Origin of the sequence: Kribbella sp. NPDC058693, assembly GCF_042715335.1 — a bacterium.
In the GTDB taxonomy this organism is placed as follows: Bacteria; Actinomycetota; Actinomycetes; order Propionibacteriales; family Kribbellaceae; genus Kribbella; species Kribbella jiaozuonensis.
Genome location: NZ_JBHXSQ010000002.1, coordinates 1691597 through 1705238, shown reverse-complemented (window position 1 = coordinate 1705238; position 13642 = coordinate 1691597). Strand labels below are relative to the sequence as shown.

Genomic DNA, 13642 nt, shown 5'->3' with positions numbered 1-13642 from the left:
CCGCCGACTGATCCCCACGACGACTCGCCCGGCCCTGGCGGGCCGGGCGAGTCGTCGTCGGGGGAGGACGCTGGAGCCGATGAGTCGCGAGCGGGCGAACCGGACCCGGCGCAGCCGGCTGACCGGACGCCTGCCGACTCGCCGCAGAGCGACTCGGTGCAGGGCGAGTCGGCGGAGGCCGACCTCGGGCGGGACCGGTCCGCGCCCGACGACTCGGCACAGGACGGCTCGGCCTCGGAGGACCAGGCGCGCGCCGGGGCGGCGCCGGTTGGAGAGGTTGTCGGTAGCTCCGCGCCTTACAAGGCTCGGCTTTTGAGTGTGCAGGGGGCGGGGGCTGGGGTTGCGGGGCGGAGGTCTCGGGCTATTACTGAGGTGGGGCGGGTGGTGGGGGAGCGGGCTCGGGTCGGGCGGGAGTCGGGGCGGCCGCATCTGCTCGCCACGCTTCGGTCTGCGGCGCCGCATCAGCAGGTTCGGGGGCGGAGCGGGCCGGGGCTCGTCGTGCGGCCGGCCGACGTGCGGCTCGCCGTACGGGAAGGGCGCGAGGGGAATCTCGTGCTGTTCGCCGTCGACGCGTCCGGCTCGATGGGGACGAAGAAGCGGATGGGTGAGGTGAAGACGGCGATCGTCTCGCTCCTGCTCGACGCGTACCAGCGGCGCGACACCGTCGGCCTGGTCACGTTCGCCGGCGCCACCGCCACGGTCGCGCTCCCGCCGACGGGCAGTGTGGAGACCGCCGTACGACGGCTCGAATCCCTCCCGACCGGCGGACGCACCCCGCTCGCCGAAGGACTCCTCCAAGCAGCAGAGGTACTGCGGATCGCCGCGATCCGGGACCCGCGCCGCCGCCCGCTCCTCGTACTCGTCACCGACGGCCGCGCCACCCATGGCGACAACGCATTCGCCCGGGCACGTCAATCCGCCGGATGGCTGGCCGAGCGCGGGATCGCGACCGTGGTCGTGGACTGCGAACCGCGCCGCGGCGTCCGCCTCGGCCTGGCGGCGGAGCTCGCGGCCGACCTCGGCGCCGAGTACCTCGATCTCGGAGACGTTGCTGCTGGCAACCTTGTCCGCACGGTGACCGAGCGGAAGGTGGCCTGACATGCCGAAGGGGCAACCGGTCGCCGTACCCGAGGACGGCCTGACCACGCGCCAGCGTCGCAACCGTCCGCTGCTGATGGTGCATACCGGCGAGATGAAGGGGAAGTCGACCGCCGCGTTCGGGATGGCGTTGCGCGCCTGGAACCACGGCTGGAACATCGGAGTCTTCCAGTTCGTGAAGAGCGCGAAATGGAAGGTCGGCGAGGAGGGCGCGTTCAAGGCGCTCGGTGAGTTGCATGAGGCAACTGGTCAGGGCGGCCCGGTCGAATGGCACAAGATGGGCGAGGGCTGGAGTTGGTCGCGCAAGGCCGGCACCGAGGAGGACCACGCCGCCGACGCGCTCGAGGGCTGGCGTGAGATCCAGCGCCGGCTCGCCGCCGAGACGCATGACCTGTACGTCCTGGACGAGTTCACCTACCCGATGAAGTGGGGCTGGGTCGACATGGACGAGGTGGTCGACACGCTCGTCAACCGCCCCGGTCATCAGTACGTAGTGATCACCGGCCGTGATGCGAATCCCAAGCTCATCGAGGCCGCGGACCTCGCCACCGAGATGACCAAGCTGAAGCATCCGATGGACGCCGGCCAGAAGGGTCAGAAGGGCATCGAGTGGTGATCCCGCGGGTCGTGGTCGCGGCGCCGTCGTCCGGCGCGGGGAAGACGACGGTCGCAGTCGGCCTGATGGCGGCGCTGCGGCGGGCCGGGCACGTTGTTGCCGGGTTCAAGGTCGGGCCGGACTACATCGACCCTGGGTTCCACGCGGTCGCGACCGGGCGCCGGGGGCGCAACCTCGACCCGATGTTGTCGGGGGAGGAACGCGTCGGACCCCTGTTTGCGCATGGGTCCGTGGGTGCGGATATCGCGGTGGTCGAAGGCGTGATGGGCCTGTACGACGGCGCGCTCGGGACGGAAGGGTTCTCGTCCACGGCGCATGTCGCGAAGTTGCTGAAGGCACCCGTGGTGCTCGTGGTGGATGCGTCCGCCGCGGGCCGGAGCGTTGGCGCTGTCGTCCAGGGTTTCGTTGCCTTCGACACCGAAGTACGGATCGTCGGGGTGATCCTCAACAAGGTTGGCTCCGACCGGCACGAGACCGAAGTACGCGCAGGCATCGCGCCCACCGGCGTCCCCGTCCTCGGCGTCCTCCGCCGCGACCCCCGCCTAACCGTCCCCAGCCGCCACCTCGGCCTCATCCCCGCCACAGAACAACGCGAACAGGCGGAAGACGCAGTAGAAGCAGCCGCCGAACTCGTCCACCAAGGCGTAGACCTCCAAGCCTTCGTAGCCGCAGCCAAAGCAGCCCCTCACCACACCACCACCCCGTGGGATCCCACCGAGGAACTCACCAGCCTCGCACCGGCATCCACCACCGTCCTGGGGTATCGCCCGGTGGTTGCGGTTGCGGGCGGTCCGGTGTTCTCGTTCCGGTACACGGAGACGACGGAGCTGCTCGACGCCGCGGGCGCCGACGTTGTGACCTTCGACCCGCTGGCCGACACGTTGCCGGAGGCAACTGCTGCGCTTTACCTCGGCGGCGGCTTCCCGGAGCTGCATGCGGAAGCGCTGTCGGCGAACGGCAAGTTGAGGGAGCAGGTCGCCGCTCAGGCGTTGGCCGGGTTGCCGGTGGTTGCTGAGTGTGCGGGGCTGCTTTATCTGTGTCGTGAGCTCGACGGGCATCCGATGACGGGCGTGCTGCCCGCGACCGGGCGGATGACGAGTCGCCTCACCCTCGGGTATCGGACGGCGGTCGCCGCGACCAGCACCGACTTCTTTGACGAAGGACGCCGCGTGCGCGGTCACGAGTTCCACCGCACCGCGATCGACCTCGACGCCGACGTACGCCCCGCCTGGCACCTCCCCGCCGGCGTCGAAGGCATCACGCTCCCGCACGTGCACGCGTCGTACCTGCACCTGCACTGGACCGCCACCCCCGACGTACCAGCCCGCCTGGTCGCCGCAGCCCGCGCACACCAGCGATGAACCTCGTCGTAGGAGTCGGCCTCCGAGCAAACACGCCGTACGCCGAACTCAGCGCCCTCGTGGACAGCGCGCTGAAGGAAGCCCCGGGCGACGTGCAACTCATCGTCACCGTCACAAGCAAAGAAGCCGAGCCAGCGCTGCACCGTCTCGCCGACGACCTGAATGCCGAGCTCCGAGCGATCCCGCCCAACGAGCTGGCCGAGCAAACACCGCCCAACCCGAGCGAGCACGTCGAGCGGTTCACAGGTACGCCGAGCGTCGCCGAAGCCGCCGTCCTGGCCGCCGGCGCCCAACTCATCCTCCCCAAACGCCGCTCAGCCAACGCGACCGTTGCCGTCGGCCGTCTCCCCGCACCCGCCTACCAGCCAGCGGATCGCGAGGTCGTACACCGCGTGATCGCCGAGCGCCGCGACGTACGACGAGGTTTCCTCAACCTCCCCATCGACAACGACCTCCTCACCAGAGTCCTGGAATCAGCGCATCGAGCCCCAAGCGTCGGATTGAGCCAGCCATGGGACTTCCTGGTCATCCGGGACCTCGCAACCAGGCGGAAGGTGCACGATCTCGCCACCGCGCAGCGGGACGCGTTCGCCGCATCGCTGCCGGACGACCGCCGCGCGAAGTTCGACGGACTGAAGATCGAGGCGATCCTCGACACCCCGGTGAACATCGCGGTGATCTGCGACCCCGGCCGCGGCGGACGGCACGTACTCGGCCGGCACGCGGATCCACGGACCACGTGGTTCTCCGCCGCGATCGCGATCCAGAACCTCTGGCTGGCCGCACGAGCCGAAGGGCTCGGCGTCGGCTGGGTCTCGTTCTTCGAACCGGCCGAAGTCGCAGACGTCCTCGACCTGCCCGCACACATCGAGCTCGTCGGTTATCTCTGCGTCGGGTACGTCGAGGAGTTCGCCGCCGCACCGGAGCTGGTGCGCTCAGGCTGGGCGAAGCGTAGGCCGCTCGAGTGGGCGATCCACCACGAGGAGTGGGGCCGACGCGAGGCCTCGATCGTCGAGGACGCGATCCAGGCCGGGCACAACGCAGTACAGGCAGTCGGCCAGCGCGTACGTCTGATCGTTGGCGGCGACAAAGCAGACCTCCAGCAGGCAGATGCGCTGGTCATCGATCTCACGCCGACCAAACCGCAAGCCGACTTCGGTGTCCTCTGGCGACCCGCGCGGACGCCGGCCGAGGCCGTCGAGTTCGGTGTCGAAATCGCTCGCGACCTGGCCCTGCAGGGTGTCGGCCAACTCGTCGTACAGCTCGCAGACCCGTCAGAAGAAGCGACCGCGCTCGCCCGCGGGCTGGAAGTCGGTGCGTCGGCCTGTGGTCTGACACACTCCCGTGCATGACAGACCAACCGCCCATGTACGTTCCCGCGTTCTCGATGAAGCAGCGGATCACGATGATGGCGAACAAGTACGAGCTGATCGCCACCAACCCGGACGGGAGTGACGGGGCGCTGCTCGCGTTCGCGCAGCAGAAGCGGATGGCGTTCAAGGAGCAGGTGACGTTCTACACCGACGACACCAAGACCCGGCCGGTGTTCTCGTTCAAGGCGCGCAAGACGATCGACCTCGGTTCGGGGTACGACGTCTTCGACGCGAACGGGCAGACGATCGGCTGGTTCAAGAAGGAGTTCGGCAAGAGCCTGCTCCGGTCCAGCTGGCAGCTCAGCGCGCCGGGCGTGGACGCGAGCGGTACCGAGCGGAACCCGACGATCGCGATCGTCCGCCGGGTCTGGGAGTTCGTCCCGTTCGTCGGCGAGATCCCGCTGCCGTTCATCTTCCACTTCGACTTCACCGAGGCGGGCTCCGGTCAGCCGGTGCTGTCGGTGGAGCGGAGGCTCTCGGTCCGGGACCGCTACCGGATCACCGTCCAGGACCAGCGCCTGGACTTCCGCGTCGCGGCCGCGATGACGGTCGCGCTGGACGCGCTGCAGTCCCGCTGAGCCCCACCTGAGCGCGATCGGGGCCCGTCTGAGTCCCGCCTGAGGGTCGGCGTACGACCTGGGTCGTACGCCGGTCTCACTCTTTCGGGTGAACCTACCCTGACAACACTTGGTTCAGCCTCCGCCGGGTGCGAGGCTGTATCCATGGGCGTAGCGCAGCGCAGTCGACGGTGGACGGTTCCGATCGCAGCAGTCGCGGTAGTGGCAGGGGTGGGGACACTCGGGCCGGTGGTCGCGGATGCCTCGCCGAAGCTGCCGAGCATCTCCGCGCAGGACCTGCTCGCGAAGGTGCAGACCGCGAAGGTGGACGGTCTGAGCGGCACCGTGCGCTCGAACGCGGACCTCGGCCTGCCGGCGATCCCCGGTATGGCGCCCGGCAGCCGCGAGCTCACCGACCTGCTGAGCGGGCAGCACACCGCGCGAGTCGCGTTCGCGAGCCCGGACAAGGCCAAGGTCTCCCTGATCGACAACCAGGCCGAGCAGCTCTGGACCACGGACGGTACGTCGGCGTGGGCCTACGACTCGTCCAAGCGTGAGGCCACGAAGCTGACGCTGCCGGCGCACAAGACGGCCAAGCCCGAAAAGACCCTGCCGGAGTCGTACGACCCGCAGGCGGTCGCCAAGCAGTTCCTCGATGCGATCGACCCGACCACCAAGGTCCAGGTCAGCGGCACCGAGAAGGTCGCCGGCCGCGACGCCTACAAGCTGCGCCTGGTCCCGAAGACCGACAAGACGACCGTCGGTTCGGTGACCCTGGCGATCGACTCCAAGACCTGGGTCCCGCTGGACGTGACCGTGATGCCGCGGACCGGCAACGACCCGGCGGTCGAGCTGGGCTTCACCTCGGTGTCGTTCGACGTACCGTCGGCGAGTTCCTTCACCTTCACCCCGCCGAAGGGCGTGAAGGTCACCGACCAGAAGGTGCCGGCCAACCGTGAGCGGCCGAAGAGCGTTCCGCCGAAGCCGGTCAAGCCGGTCAAGCCCGGTACGGCGCAGGCCGACAAGCCGACCGTGATCGGCACCGGCTGGGACAGCGTCGCGATGATCCGCGGAGCCAACGCCGCCGGCCTGGCAGCGAACCCGGCATCCGGTCCGCTCGGCCAACTGCTGGCGAAGGCGCCGACGGTGCAGGGCTCGTGGGGTAAGGGCAAGGTGTTGACCACCAAGATGGTGAGCGCGCTGATCACCGACGACGGCCGGGTCTTCGTCGGCCTGGTCACCCCGGACACCCTGCAGGCCGCCGCAGCGAAGGCCCCCCGCTGAACAGCGACATGGCGAGCGCTCCGGTCGTCACCCGCGGGCTGACCAAGCGTTTCCACGGCGGGCAGGTGGCGGTGGACGCGGTCGACCTCGAAGTACCGGCCGGGAGCGTGTACGGCTTCCTCGGCCCGAACGGGTCGGGGAAGACGACGACGATCCGGATGCTGCTCGGCCTGATCGCGCCGACGTCCGGCGAGGTCGAGCTGCTCGGCGAACCGATGCCGAAGGCACACCTGCGGGTCCTCCCGCGGGTCGGAGCGCTGGTCGAAGGACCGGCGTTCTACCCGTTCTGGACCGGCCAGGCGAACCTGCTGCGCTTCGACGCCGCCGACCGCACCGCCGACCCGAAGACCCGCAAGGCCCGCGCCGGGGAGGCGCTGGAGCGGGTCGGTCTCTCGAACGCAGCCGGCAAGAAGGTCCGCGCGTACTCGCTGGGCATGCGCCAGCGGCTCGCGATTGCGGTCGCGCTGATGCAACGGCGCGAGCTGCTCGTGCTGGACGAGCCGACCAACGGCCTCGACCCGCAGGGCACCCGCGAGGTCCGCCACCTGATCCGCGACCTGGCCAGCGACGGTACGACGGTCTTCACCTCGACCCACCTGCTCGCCGAGGTCGAGCAGGTCTGCACGCACGCCGCGATCATGAGCCGCGGCAAGCTGCTACGGCAGTCCACGGTGGCGGATCTCCGCGCCGAGCTCCGCCCACGGCTGGTCGTCCGTACGCCGGACCTCGGAGCCGCGGCCGAAACGCTGCAAAGTCTCGGGGTCACCGAGCTGAAGACGACGCCCGAGACCGTCGAGGGCGATCCCGGGGAGCTACCCATCGAGAAGTTCGCCGCGGCCCTGGTCGCAGCTGACGTCCGCATCCACGGCTTTGGCATCGAACGCCCGAGTCTCGAAGACGCTTTCGTGGCGCTCACCGGGGAGGGTTTCGATGTCGCCGAGTGAAGCGACCGCGGATGTCGTGGTCACCAGGCCAAGTGCCGGACGGCATACGTTGGCGCTGTTCATCTCGGAGCTGCGCCTCGTCTTCGGCCGCGCTCGCACGCAGGTCGGCCTCGGCGTACTCGCCGCCGTCCCGCTGCTGATCGGGATCGCGATCAAGCTCAGCGGCTCCGGAGGTGACGCCGAAGGGTTCATCGGCCAGGTCGCAGGCAACGGACTGTTCCTGATCGTGGCCAGCCTCGGCCTGTCGCTGCCGTTCTTCCTGCCGACCGCGGTGACCGTCATCTCGGGGGAGTCGCTGGCCGGTGAGGCCAGCCTCGGGACCCTGCGCAACCTGCTCACCGCACCCGCCGGCCGGTCCCGGTTGCTCGCGGCCAAGATGGTCGCGCTCACGGTCTTCTGCCTGGTCGCGACGATGACGATCTGGGTCTCCGGCCTGATCGTCGGCTTCATCCTGTTCCCGGTCGGCGACGTACTCCTGCTCTCCGGCTCGACCGTCTCGCTCGGCGAAGGCCTGCTCCGGGCGCTCGCGATCGCGCTGGTGATCTCGCTGTCGCTGCTCGGGCTGGCCGCCATCGGCCTGTTCGTCTCGTCGCTGACGTCGACCCCGCTGGCGGCGATGGCCGCGACGTTCGGCGCGTTCATCGTGCTCGGCATCATGACCGCGATCCCGCAGCTGCACGCGATCCACCCGTGGTTGCTGATGTATCGCTGGCAGTCGTTCGCCGACGTGCTCCGCGACCCGCCGTACTGGCACGACATCGGCCGCAACCTGCTCCTGCAGGCCGGGTATGTCGCCGTGTTCTACACCGCTGCCTGGGCTCGCATTACGAGCCGCGACATAACCTAGGCTGCGTGAGAGCCGATCTCGTCGCCGCCCTGCGCTGCCCGGTCTGTGCCGACGGGTTGGCGCTGGACGGTCGTACGGCGCGGTGCCCGCGCGGGCACGCGTACGACCTGGCCAAACAGGGCTACCTGAATCTGTTGCCTAAGGCATCTAACGGGATCGAGGGCGACTCGGTGGAGATGGTCGGCGCCCGGACGGTCTTCCTCGGCGGCGGCCACTACGCGGCGATCCGGGACGCGCTGATCATCGCCACCGAACTCGGGCCCGACGACCTGGTCGTGGAGGTCGGCGCCGGCACCGGCTACTACCTGGCAGGCGTCCTCGGGCTGGCTCCGCAACGACGCGGAATCGCCCTGGACGTGTCGAAGTTCGCCGCCCGCCGGGTGGCGAAGGTAGATCCGCGGATCGCCTCCGTCGTGTGTGACGCGTGGCAGGAGCTGCCGCTGCTCGACGGATCGGCGCAACTGATGCTGAACGTGTTCGCCCCGCGCAACGCCGCCGAGATGGCCCGGGTCCTCGCACCTACCGGTCGCCTGCTCGTGGTCACACCGAACCAGCAGCATCTCGCCGAGCTGGTCGACGTACTCGGACTGGTCAGTGTGGACGTGGAGAAGGACCGACGGCTGCAGGAGTCGCTGTCGGGGGAGTTCGTCCGGATCGGCAGCGAGGCGGTCGAGGAGACGATGCGGCTCGACCGGACGGCCGTTGAGCAGTTGGTGCTGATGACGCCGAGCGCGCGGCACGTGAACTATCGCGAGCTCCTGCAACGGATCGCAGTACTCCCGGAGCCTGTGATGGTGACCTTGGCGGTCACGCTGTCGGTGTGGCAGCCACGCTATCGGTCATCGTGATGCCGGCTCGAGCTCGGCACCACTGACCGGATCAGCAACAGGTCAGGCCGCGTGGCCGATCAGTTCGCGGGCGACCACCGTGCCGTGGTTCTCGGCTTCCACGTGGGCCTCGGACTCGGAGACCTTGGAGGCGTCGATCAGCTCCTCCATGCCCGGGGTGACCGGGGCCAGGGTGAGCTCGGCGGCGGCGGTGCGGATGTTCATCCCGAACAGGTCGGCGAAGACCCGCTCGAGGTACGGCGTGGCGTGGTCCCAGCCGTGCTTCGGCGTACCCGGGGCGTAGCCGCCGCCACGGGCGATGGCGAAGATCGCGGGCCGGCCGGCCAGCGGACGGGAGCCGAAGGCGAGGTCCCGGTCCATGAGAAGCAGGTCGATCCAGGTCTTCACGTTCTGGGCGATGCCGTAGTTGTAGAGCGGTACGGCGAGCAGGATCGCGTCGGCGTTCCGGGCCTCGGCCGCCAGGTCGGCGGCGATCGCCCGGGCCTCGGCGAGCGGCATCCGGTCGGAATCGGCGACCGGCTCCTGACCCACCTGGGCGGCGGCCAGCGTCGGCCACACGGTCGACGGCAGCGGGTGCTGTCCGAGGTCCCGCCGTACCACGACACCGTCCGGGTGCTCGGCCTTCCAGGCGGCCTCGGCGCTGTCGGCCAGCGCACGGGACACCGAACCGTCCAGCCGGATGCTGGCGTCGATGCGTAGCAGGGTGCTCATAGGTTCTGTCTCCATCGAGTTGAGGGGGGCGTGCTCATGTTGAGCTGCTTCGAAGATAATCTGTGAAGCAGAACATATTCAAGTCAGATCGTATTCCGAGTGGCGTACACCACGTACGATGGAGGCATGTCCAGTACTTCGCCTGAGGTCGCGACCCGGGTCGCCCGTGGGGTCGAGCCGCCGGTCGCCAGTGGTGCGCCGGTGGAAGCCGACCTCGGCTGGGCGCTGGGTGTCGTGTTCCGGCGGTACGCGAAGGCGTCCGCCGCGGCGCTCGAGGGCCTGCCAGGCGGCCCGCGCGGCTACCAGGTGCTTGCGACGACCAGCTCCGAAGGCCCGAAGCGGCAGCTCGACCTGGCCGCCCAGCTCGGCGTCGACCGGACCGTGATGACCTACCTGCTCGACGACCTGGAGAAGGCGGGCCTCGTGCAACGGCGGCCCGACCCCGCGGATCGTCGGGCCCGGCTCATCGCGCCGACCGACGAGGGCCACGAGGCTCTGTGCGACCTGGAGCGCCGCCTGCGCAGCACCGAGGAGGAGGTGCTCGGCATCCTCGACGAGTCGGAGCGCGCCAGCTTCCGGATGCTCCTGCAGCGCGTGGCGATGAAGGCCAACGCCGTCGACCCGCTGCACAACGCGTGCACCCTGGCCGAGGCGGACGACCCCGCCAGCACCTAGCTAGTGCAGCGGTACGAAGCCTGACTCGTAGGCGCGGATGACCGCCTGGGTGCGGTCCCGTGCGTTGAGCTTGGACAGCACGTTGGCGACGTGCGTCTTGACCGTCTGCAGGCCGAGGATCAGCTCTTCGGCGATCTCGGCGTTCGACAGACCGCGCGCCATCAACCGGAGCACCTCCTGCTCCCGCTCGGTCAGTTGGTACTCGTCCAAACCGCTCGGCGTCTGCGGGCCGACGTGGGCGAGCGCCAACGCCCGGATCGCCTCCGGGAACAGCAGCGACTCACTCCGCGCGACGGTCCGGATCGCCGCGATGATGTCGTCCGGCGGCGTCCGCTTCAGCAAGAACCCGGACGCGCCGGCCCGCAATGCGTCGTACACGTAGTCGTCGTTCTCGAACGTGGTGACGACCAGCACGCGCGGCGCCGGGTCGAGGTTCTCCAGCAGCAACCGGGTCGCCTGGATGCCGTCCACCGCGGGCATCCGGACATCCATCAGTACAACGTCGGCGCCGGTACGACGAACGACCGGCAGCACCTCCGCGCCGTCTCCGGCCTCACCGACCACCGTGAGGTCGGGCTCGGCGTTGATGATCGCCCGCAGCCCGCTCCGGATCAGCGGCTCGTCGTCGACCACGACCACCGACAGGTTCATGTCATCCCTTCGTCATGCTCACCGGCAGCCGGACCGCCAAGCGCCAGGCCTCGCCCTCCGCGACCGGGCCGGCATCGACCGTGCCACGCAGTACGGCGACTCTTTCACGGATCCCGGCCAGGCCGCGGCCGCCGCCGGAGTGATCCGACTTGCCGCTGACCGGATTGGTGACCGCCAGCCGCAGGCCGGACGTGTCGAGCCGGATCGACAGGTCCACGGCCAGCTCACCGGCCGGACGTCCGGCGTGCCGGATCGCGTTGGTCAGACCTTCCTGGACGATTCGGTATGCCTCCCGGGAGACCGCCGCCGGCAGCTGGTCCAGGTCGCCGGACCGATCGACCTCGATCGTGATGCCGCCTGCCCGGGTGGCCTCGACCAGACGGTCCAGACCGCCGAGGGTGGCCTGCGGTGTGGTCCGCGAGCCCGGGCGACGGTCGTCGCGGAGCAGGCCGAGCACGTGGTCGAGATCCGCGAGCGCCGCCCGGGCCGACGTCTCCATCGCGGCCAGTGCGTTCTCGGCGAAGTCCGGGTCGCTGGCAAGTACCCGCCGCGCCGCTGCGGCCTGGATGGTGACCAGGCTGAGTGCGTGCCCGACGCTGTCGTGCAGTTCCCGGGCAAGACGGTTGCGCTCGGCAAGCGTTGCGGTCTGCTGCTCGAGCAGCTCGATCCGTTCCGCTGCTGTCGGTCCGAGGACGCGCGGCGCGAGGTACGCCAGCAGTGCGCCGACCGCAGCCGACAGCAGGAACAGTCCGGCGAGACCGCCGATCGCGGCTGCGGGCATCCAGAGGTCGGTCCAGTTGCCGTGGATGTCGTACGACCAGCCGGGCACGATGTCGCGCGTTCCGGCCGACCGGAACGGTGCGGCCAGCCAGATCGCGCCGACGCCGAACACGATCGTGCTGAGGATCCCGACGACCCCGCCCGCGACGAGATGGAGGCAGAACCAGGCCGCGGTCCGCCGGCGCTGCGGCCAGGTCCGCGCCGGACCGAGCGGCCGCTCGTCGAACCGCACCGCGAGCAGTGACTCGACCGCGATGCCCTCCACCTCGCGGACCGCGGGCAGCAGGCCGAGCACGACCGGGGGCACCAGCCCCATCAGCACCCAGATGATGCCGGTGGCAACTTTCGGCATGCCGAGGTCGCCGACCACGGCGCCGAGCGCGCTGTCGACCAGGATGAACGCCAGCACGAGCGCCGACCCGAGCAGCAGGTAGACCCAGCGCAGGTACGTCGACGTACGCCACAGGCTCCCGATCGCGCGCGCGACTGCTTTCACGGTCACATCGTGTCAAAGCCGGGGGAGTGTCACCTCCCTCCCCGGAGTGAGTGCAGGGAAACCCCTGCGTTCCCGCACCCCGGAAGTGGGATGCCTCACCAAGAAGTTGAGGGTTTACGCAAATTTGACGCTGCGCAGCCCGGTTGTGCCCTCGGGGGCGTCGCGATCTGCTGCTCAGGCAGGTACGGTCTGTGGTCGGGGCGGGTGCCCGTTCGGCTACGGACAGGTATGGGGAACGGCTCCAGGACGGGTGGCCAGCATGCTCTGCGAGGACCCGGCACGGCGGACGTTAAGTCACCGTGAAGACCCCGCGGGCGGATTGACCACCCTTCCATATTTGATGTTTGATCAAATATCGGGACGAGAGAGGTCGATATGAGGTTGAGGCGTTCCGTCATCGCACTGATGGCGGTCCTGGGGCTCGCCCTGGTCAGTGCGTGCAATGGTGACGACAAAGGCAATCAGGCCGACACCGGTCTGCAGAAGGTCAACTACCTGACGTCGTTCAACACCTTCGGACGCGAGGCGTACGCGTACGTCGCGCTGGACAAGGGGTACTTCAAGGACGCCGGCTTCGACGTCAAGATCACCCCCGGCACCGGCACCGTCGACGTGATGAAGCTGGTGGCCGGCGGTCAGGCCGACTACGGCATCGGCGACTTCACCGCGGTCGTGATCACCCTCGGCAAGCAGAAGCTGCCGGTCACCACGGTCGGCATGGTCCACCAGAAGTCGCTGGCCGCGATCATGTCGCTCAAGGGCTACGGCATCGAGAAGCCGCAGGACCTGGTCGGCCAGACGATCGCCGACCAGCCGGGCTCCACCAACACGGTGATGTTCCCGGTCTACGCCAAGGCGGTGCACATCGACCCGAAGTCGGTGACGTTCCTGCCCTCGCCGCCGCCGGCGCTGCCGAAACTGCTTGCCTCCGGCAAGGTCAAGGGCATCGGCCAGTTCGTGGTCGGCAAGCCGCTGATCCAGAAGGCCGACCCGACCCACCGCGAGCCCGTCACGCTGGCCTACGGCGACGTACTGCCGGAGCTGTACGGCAACGCGATCATCACCCGGTCGGACCTGGCCAAGGACCACCCGGACCAGGTGAAGAAGTTCACCGGCGCGCTGCTCAAGGGCCTGCAGGACACCGTCACCGACCCGGAAGGGTCTGCCGCGATCCTGAAGAAGTACGTGCCCGACACCGATCTCGCCGTCGCCACCGCCGAGTTGAACATCATGAAGGACTACACGAAGCCGAAGAACTTCGACGGTCCGCTCGGCGATGTCGACGTCAACCGGGTCAAGACGATCATCTCGCTGCTGGAGCAGTCCGAGGCGATCCAGAAGGGTGCCGTCACCCCGGACGACGTCGTCACGATGAGCCTGGCTCCGAAGAGCTAGGGGTGT

General features: G+C 69.2%; 14 protein-coding genes. 11 read left to right on the top strand and 3 right to left on the bottom strand.

Features of this window, described 5'->3' with window-relative positions:
* The 9 genes from ACFWUU_RS17775 to ACFWUU_RS17735 form a co-directional block, all read left to right on the top strand.
* Positions 1-1098 (top strand): VWA domain-containing protein (locus tag ACFWUU_RS17775; protein ID WP_380176834.1); only part of this gene is annotated, 1098 nt, incomplete at its 5' end.
* 1 nt (position 1099) lies between these two features.
* Complete coding sequence (gene cobO / locus ACFWUU_RS17770; RefSeq protein ID WP_380176832.1) at positions 1100-1714, top strand: cob(I)yrinic acid a,c-diamide adenosyltransferase; 615 nt, start codon at positions 1100-1102, stop codon at positions 1712-1714.
* Complete coding sequence (locus ACFWUU_RS17765; RefSeq protein WP_380176830.1) at positions 1708-3075, top strand: cobyrinate a,c-diamide synthase; 1368 nt, start codon at positions 1708-1710, stop codon at positions 3073-3075. Before cobO ends, ACFWUU_RS17765 begins: the two co-directional genes overlap by 7 nt.
* Complete coding sequence (bluB, locus tag ACFWUU_RS17760) at positions 3072-4427, top strand: 5,6-dimethylbenzimidazole synthase (RefSeq protein WP_380176828.1); 1356 nt, start codon at positions 3072-3074, stop codon at positions 4425-4427. Before ACFWUU_RS17765 ends, bluB begins: the two co-directional genes overlap by 4 nt.
* Complete coding sequence (locus tag ACFWUU_RS17755; protein WP_233714736.1) at positions 4424-5026, top strand: hypothetical protein; 603 nt, start codon at positions 4424-4426, stop codon at positions 5024-5026. The genes bluB and ACFWUU_RS17755 overlap by 4 nt, the downstream gene beginning before the upstream one ends.
* A gap of 144 nt (positions 5027-5170) precedes the next feature.
* A complete protein-coding gene (locus ACFWUU_RS17750) occupies positions 5171-6289 on the top strand; it encodes an outer membrane lipoprotein carrier protein LolA (protein ID WP_380176826.1) in 1119 nt (372 codons plus the stop codon).
* A gap of 8 nt (positions 6290-6297) precedes the next feature.
* The gene (locus ACFWUU_RS17745; protein ID WP_233714738.1) at positions 6298-7233 is read left to right on the top strand and encodes an ABC transporter ATP-binding protein; all 936 of its coding nucleotides are present in this window, start codon (positions 6298-6300) and stop codon (positions 7231-7233) included.
* A complete protein-coding gene (locus ACFWUU_RS17740) occupies positions 7220-8080 on the top strand; it encodes an ABC transporter permease (protein WP_380176824.1) in 861 nt (286 codons plus the stop codon). The genes ACFWUU_RS17745 and ACFWUU_RS17740 overlap by 14 nt, the downstream gene beginning before the upstream one ends.
* A gap of 5 nt (positions 8081-8085) precedes the next feature.
* A complete protein-coding gene (locus tag ACFWUU_RS17735; RefSeq protein WP_380176822.1) occupies positions 8086-8928 on the top strand; it encodes a putative RNA methyltransferase in 843 nt (280 codons plus the stop codon).
* A 42-nt stretch (positions 8929-8970) separates the two neighbouring features.
* Here the strand turns inward: ACFWUU_RS17735 and ACFWUU_RS17730 are convergent, their stop codons facing one another.
* Positions 8971-9639 carry an FMN-dependent NADH-azoreductase gene (locus ACFWUU_RS17730; RefSeq protein ID WP_380176820.1) on the bottom strand — a complete coding sequence of 223 codons (669 nt, stop codon included), beginning with the start codon at positions 9637-9639 and terminating at the stop codon, positions 8971-8973.
* A gap of 126 nt (positions 9640-9765) precedes the next feature.
* On the opposite strand from ACFWUU_RS17730, the gene ACFWUU_RS17725 reads away from it, so the two are divergent.
* On the top strand, positions 9766-10314 hold the full coding sequence (locus ACFWUU_RS17725) for a MarR family winged helix-turn-helix transcriptional regulator (RefSeq protein WP_380176818.1): 549 nt from the start codon (positions 9766-9768) through the stop codon (positions 10312-10314).
* On the opposite strand, the gene ACFWUU_RS17720 is transcribed toward ACFWUU_RS17725, so the two are convergent.
* Entirely contained in the window at positions 10315-10965 is a 651-nt protein-coding gene (locus tag ACFWUU_RS17720) for a response regulator transcription factor (RefSeq protein ID WP_137254746.1), read from the bottom strand. It abuts the gene before it with no gap.
* A gap of 1 nt (position 10966) precedes the next feature.
* Positions 10967-12241 carry a sensor histidine kinase gene (locus ACFWUU_RS17715; RefSeq protein WP_380176816.1) on the bottom strand — a complete coding sequence of 425 codons (1275 nt, stop codon included), beginning with the start codon at positions 12239-12241 and terminating at the stop codon, positions 10967-10969.
* Positions 12242-12616: 375 nt separating this feature from the next.
* On the opposite strand from ACFWUU_RS17715, the gene ACFWUU_RS17710 reads away from it, so the two are divergent.
* Positions 12617-13636, top strand: coding sequence for an ABC transporter substrate-binding protein (locus ACFWUU_RS17710; protein ID WP_137254747.1), 1020 nt, complete (start codon positions 12617-12619; stop codon positions 13634-13636).
* Positions 13637-13642 lie beyond the last annotated feature (6 nt).

Coding starts and splice junctions, on each gene's coding strand:
- cobO (WP_380176832.1), top strand. CDS start 1,100: ATGCCGAAGGGGCAACCGGTCGCCGTACCCGAGGACGGCCTGACCACG.
- bluB (WP_380176828.1), top strand. CDS start 3,072: ATGAACCTCGTCGTAGGAGTCGGCCTCCGAGCAAACACGCCGTACGCC.
- ACFWUU_RS17755 (WP_233714736.1), top strand. CDS start 4,424: ATGACAGACCAACCGCCCATGTACGTTCCCGCGTTCTCGATGAAGCAG.
- ACFWUU_RS17750 (WP_380176826.1), top strand. CDS start 5,171: ATGGGCGTAGCGCAGCGCAGTCGACGGTGGACGGTTCCGATCGCAGCA.
- ACFWUU_RS17745 (WP_233714738.1), top strand. CDS start 6,298: ATGGCGAGCGCTCCGGTCGTCACCCGCGGGCTGACCAAGCGTTTCCAC.
- ACFWUU_RS17740 (WP_380176824.1), top strand. CDS start 7,220: ATGTCGCCGAGTGAAGCGACCGCGGATGTCGTGGTCACCAGGCCAAGT.
- ACFWUU_RS17730 (WP_380176820.1), bottom strand. CDS start 9,639: ATGAGCACCCTGCTACGCATCGACGCCAGCATCCGGCTGGACGGTTCG.
- ACFWUU_RS17725 (WP_380176818.1), top strand. CDS start 9,766: ATGTCCAGTACTTCGCCTGAGGTCGCGACCCGGGTCGCCCGTGGGGTC.
- ACFWUU_RS17720 (WP_137254746.1), bottom strand. CDS start 10,965: ATGAACCTGTCGGTGGTCGTGGTCGACGACGAGCCGCTGATCCGGAGC.
- ACFWUU_RS17710 (WP_137254747.1), top strand. CDS start 12,617: ATGAGGTTGAGGCGTTCCGTCATCGCACTGATGGCGGTCCTGGGGCTC.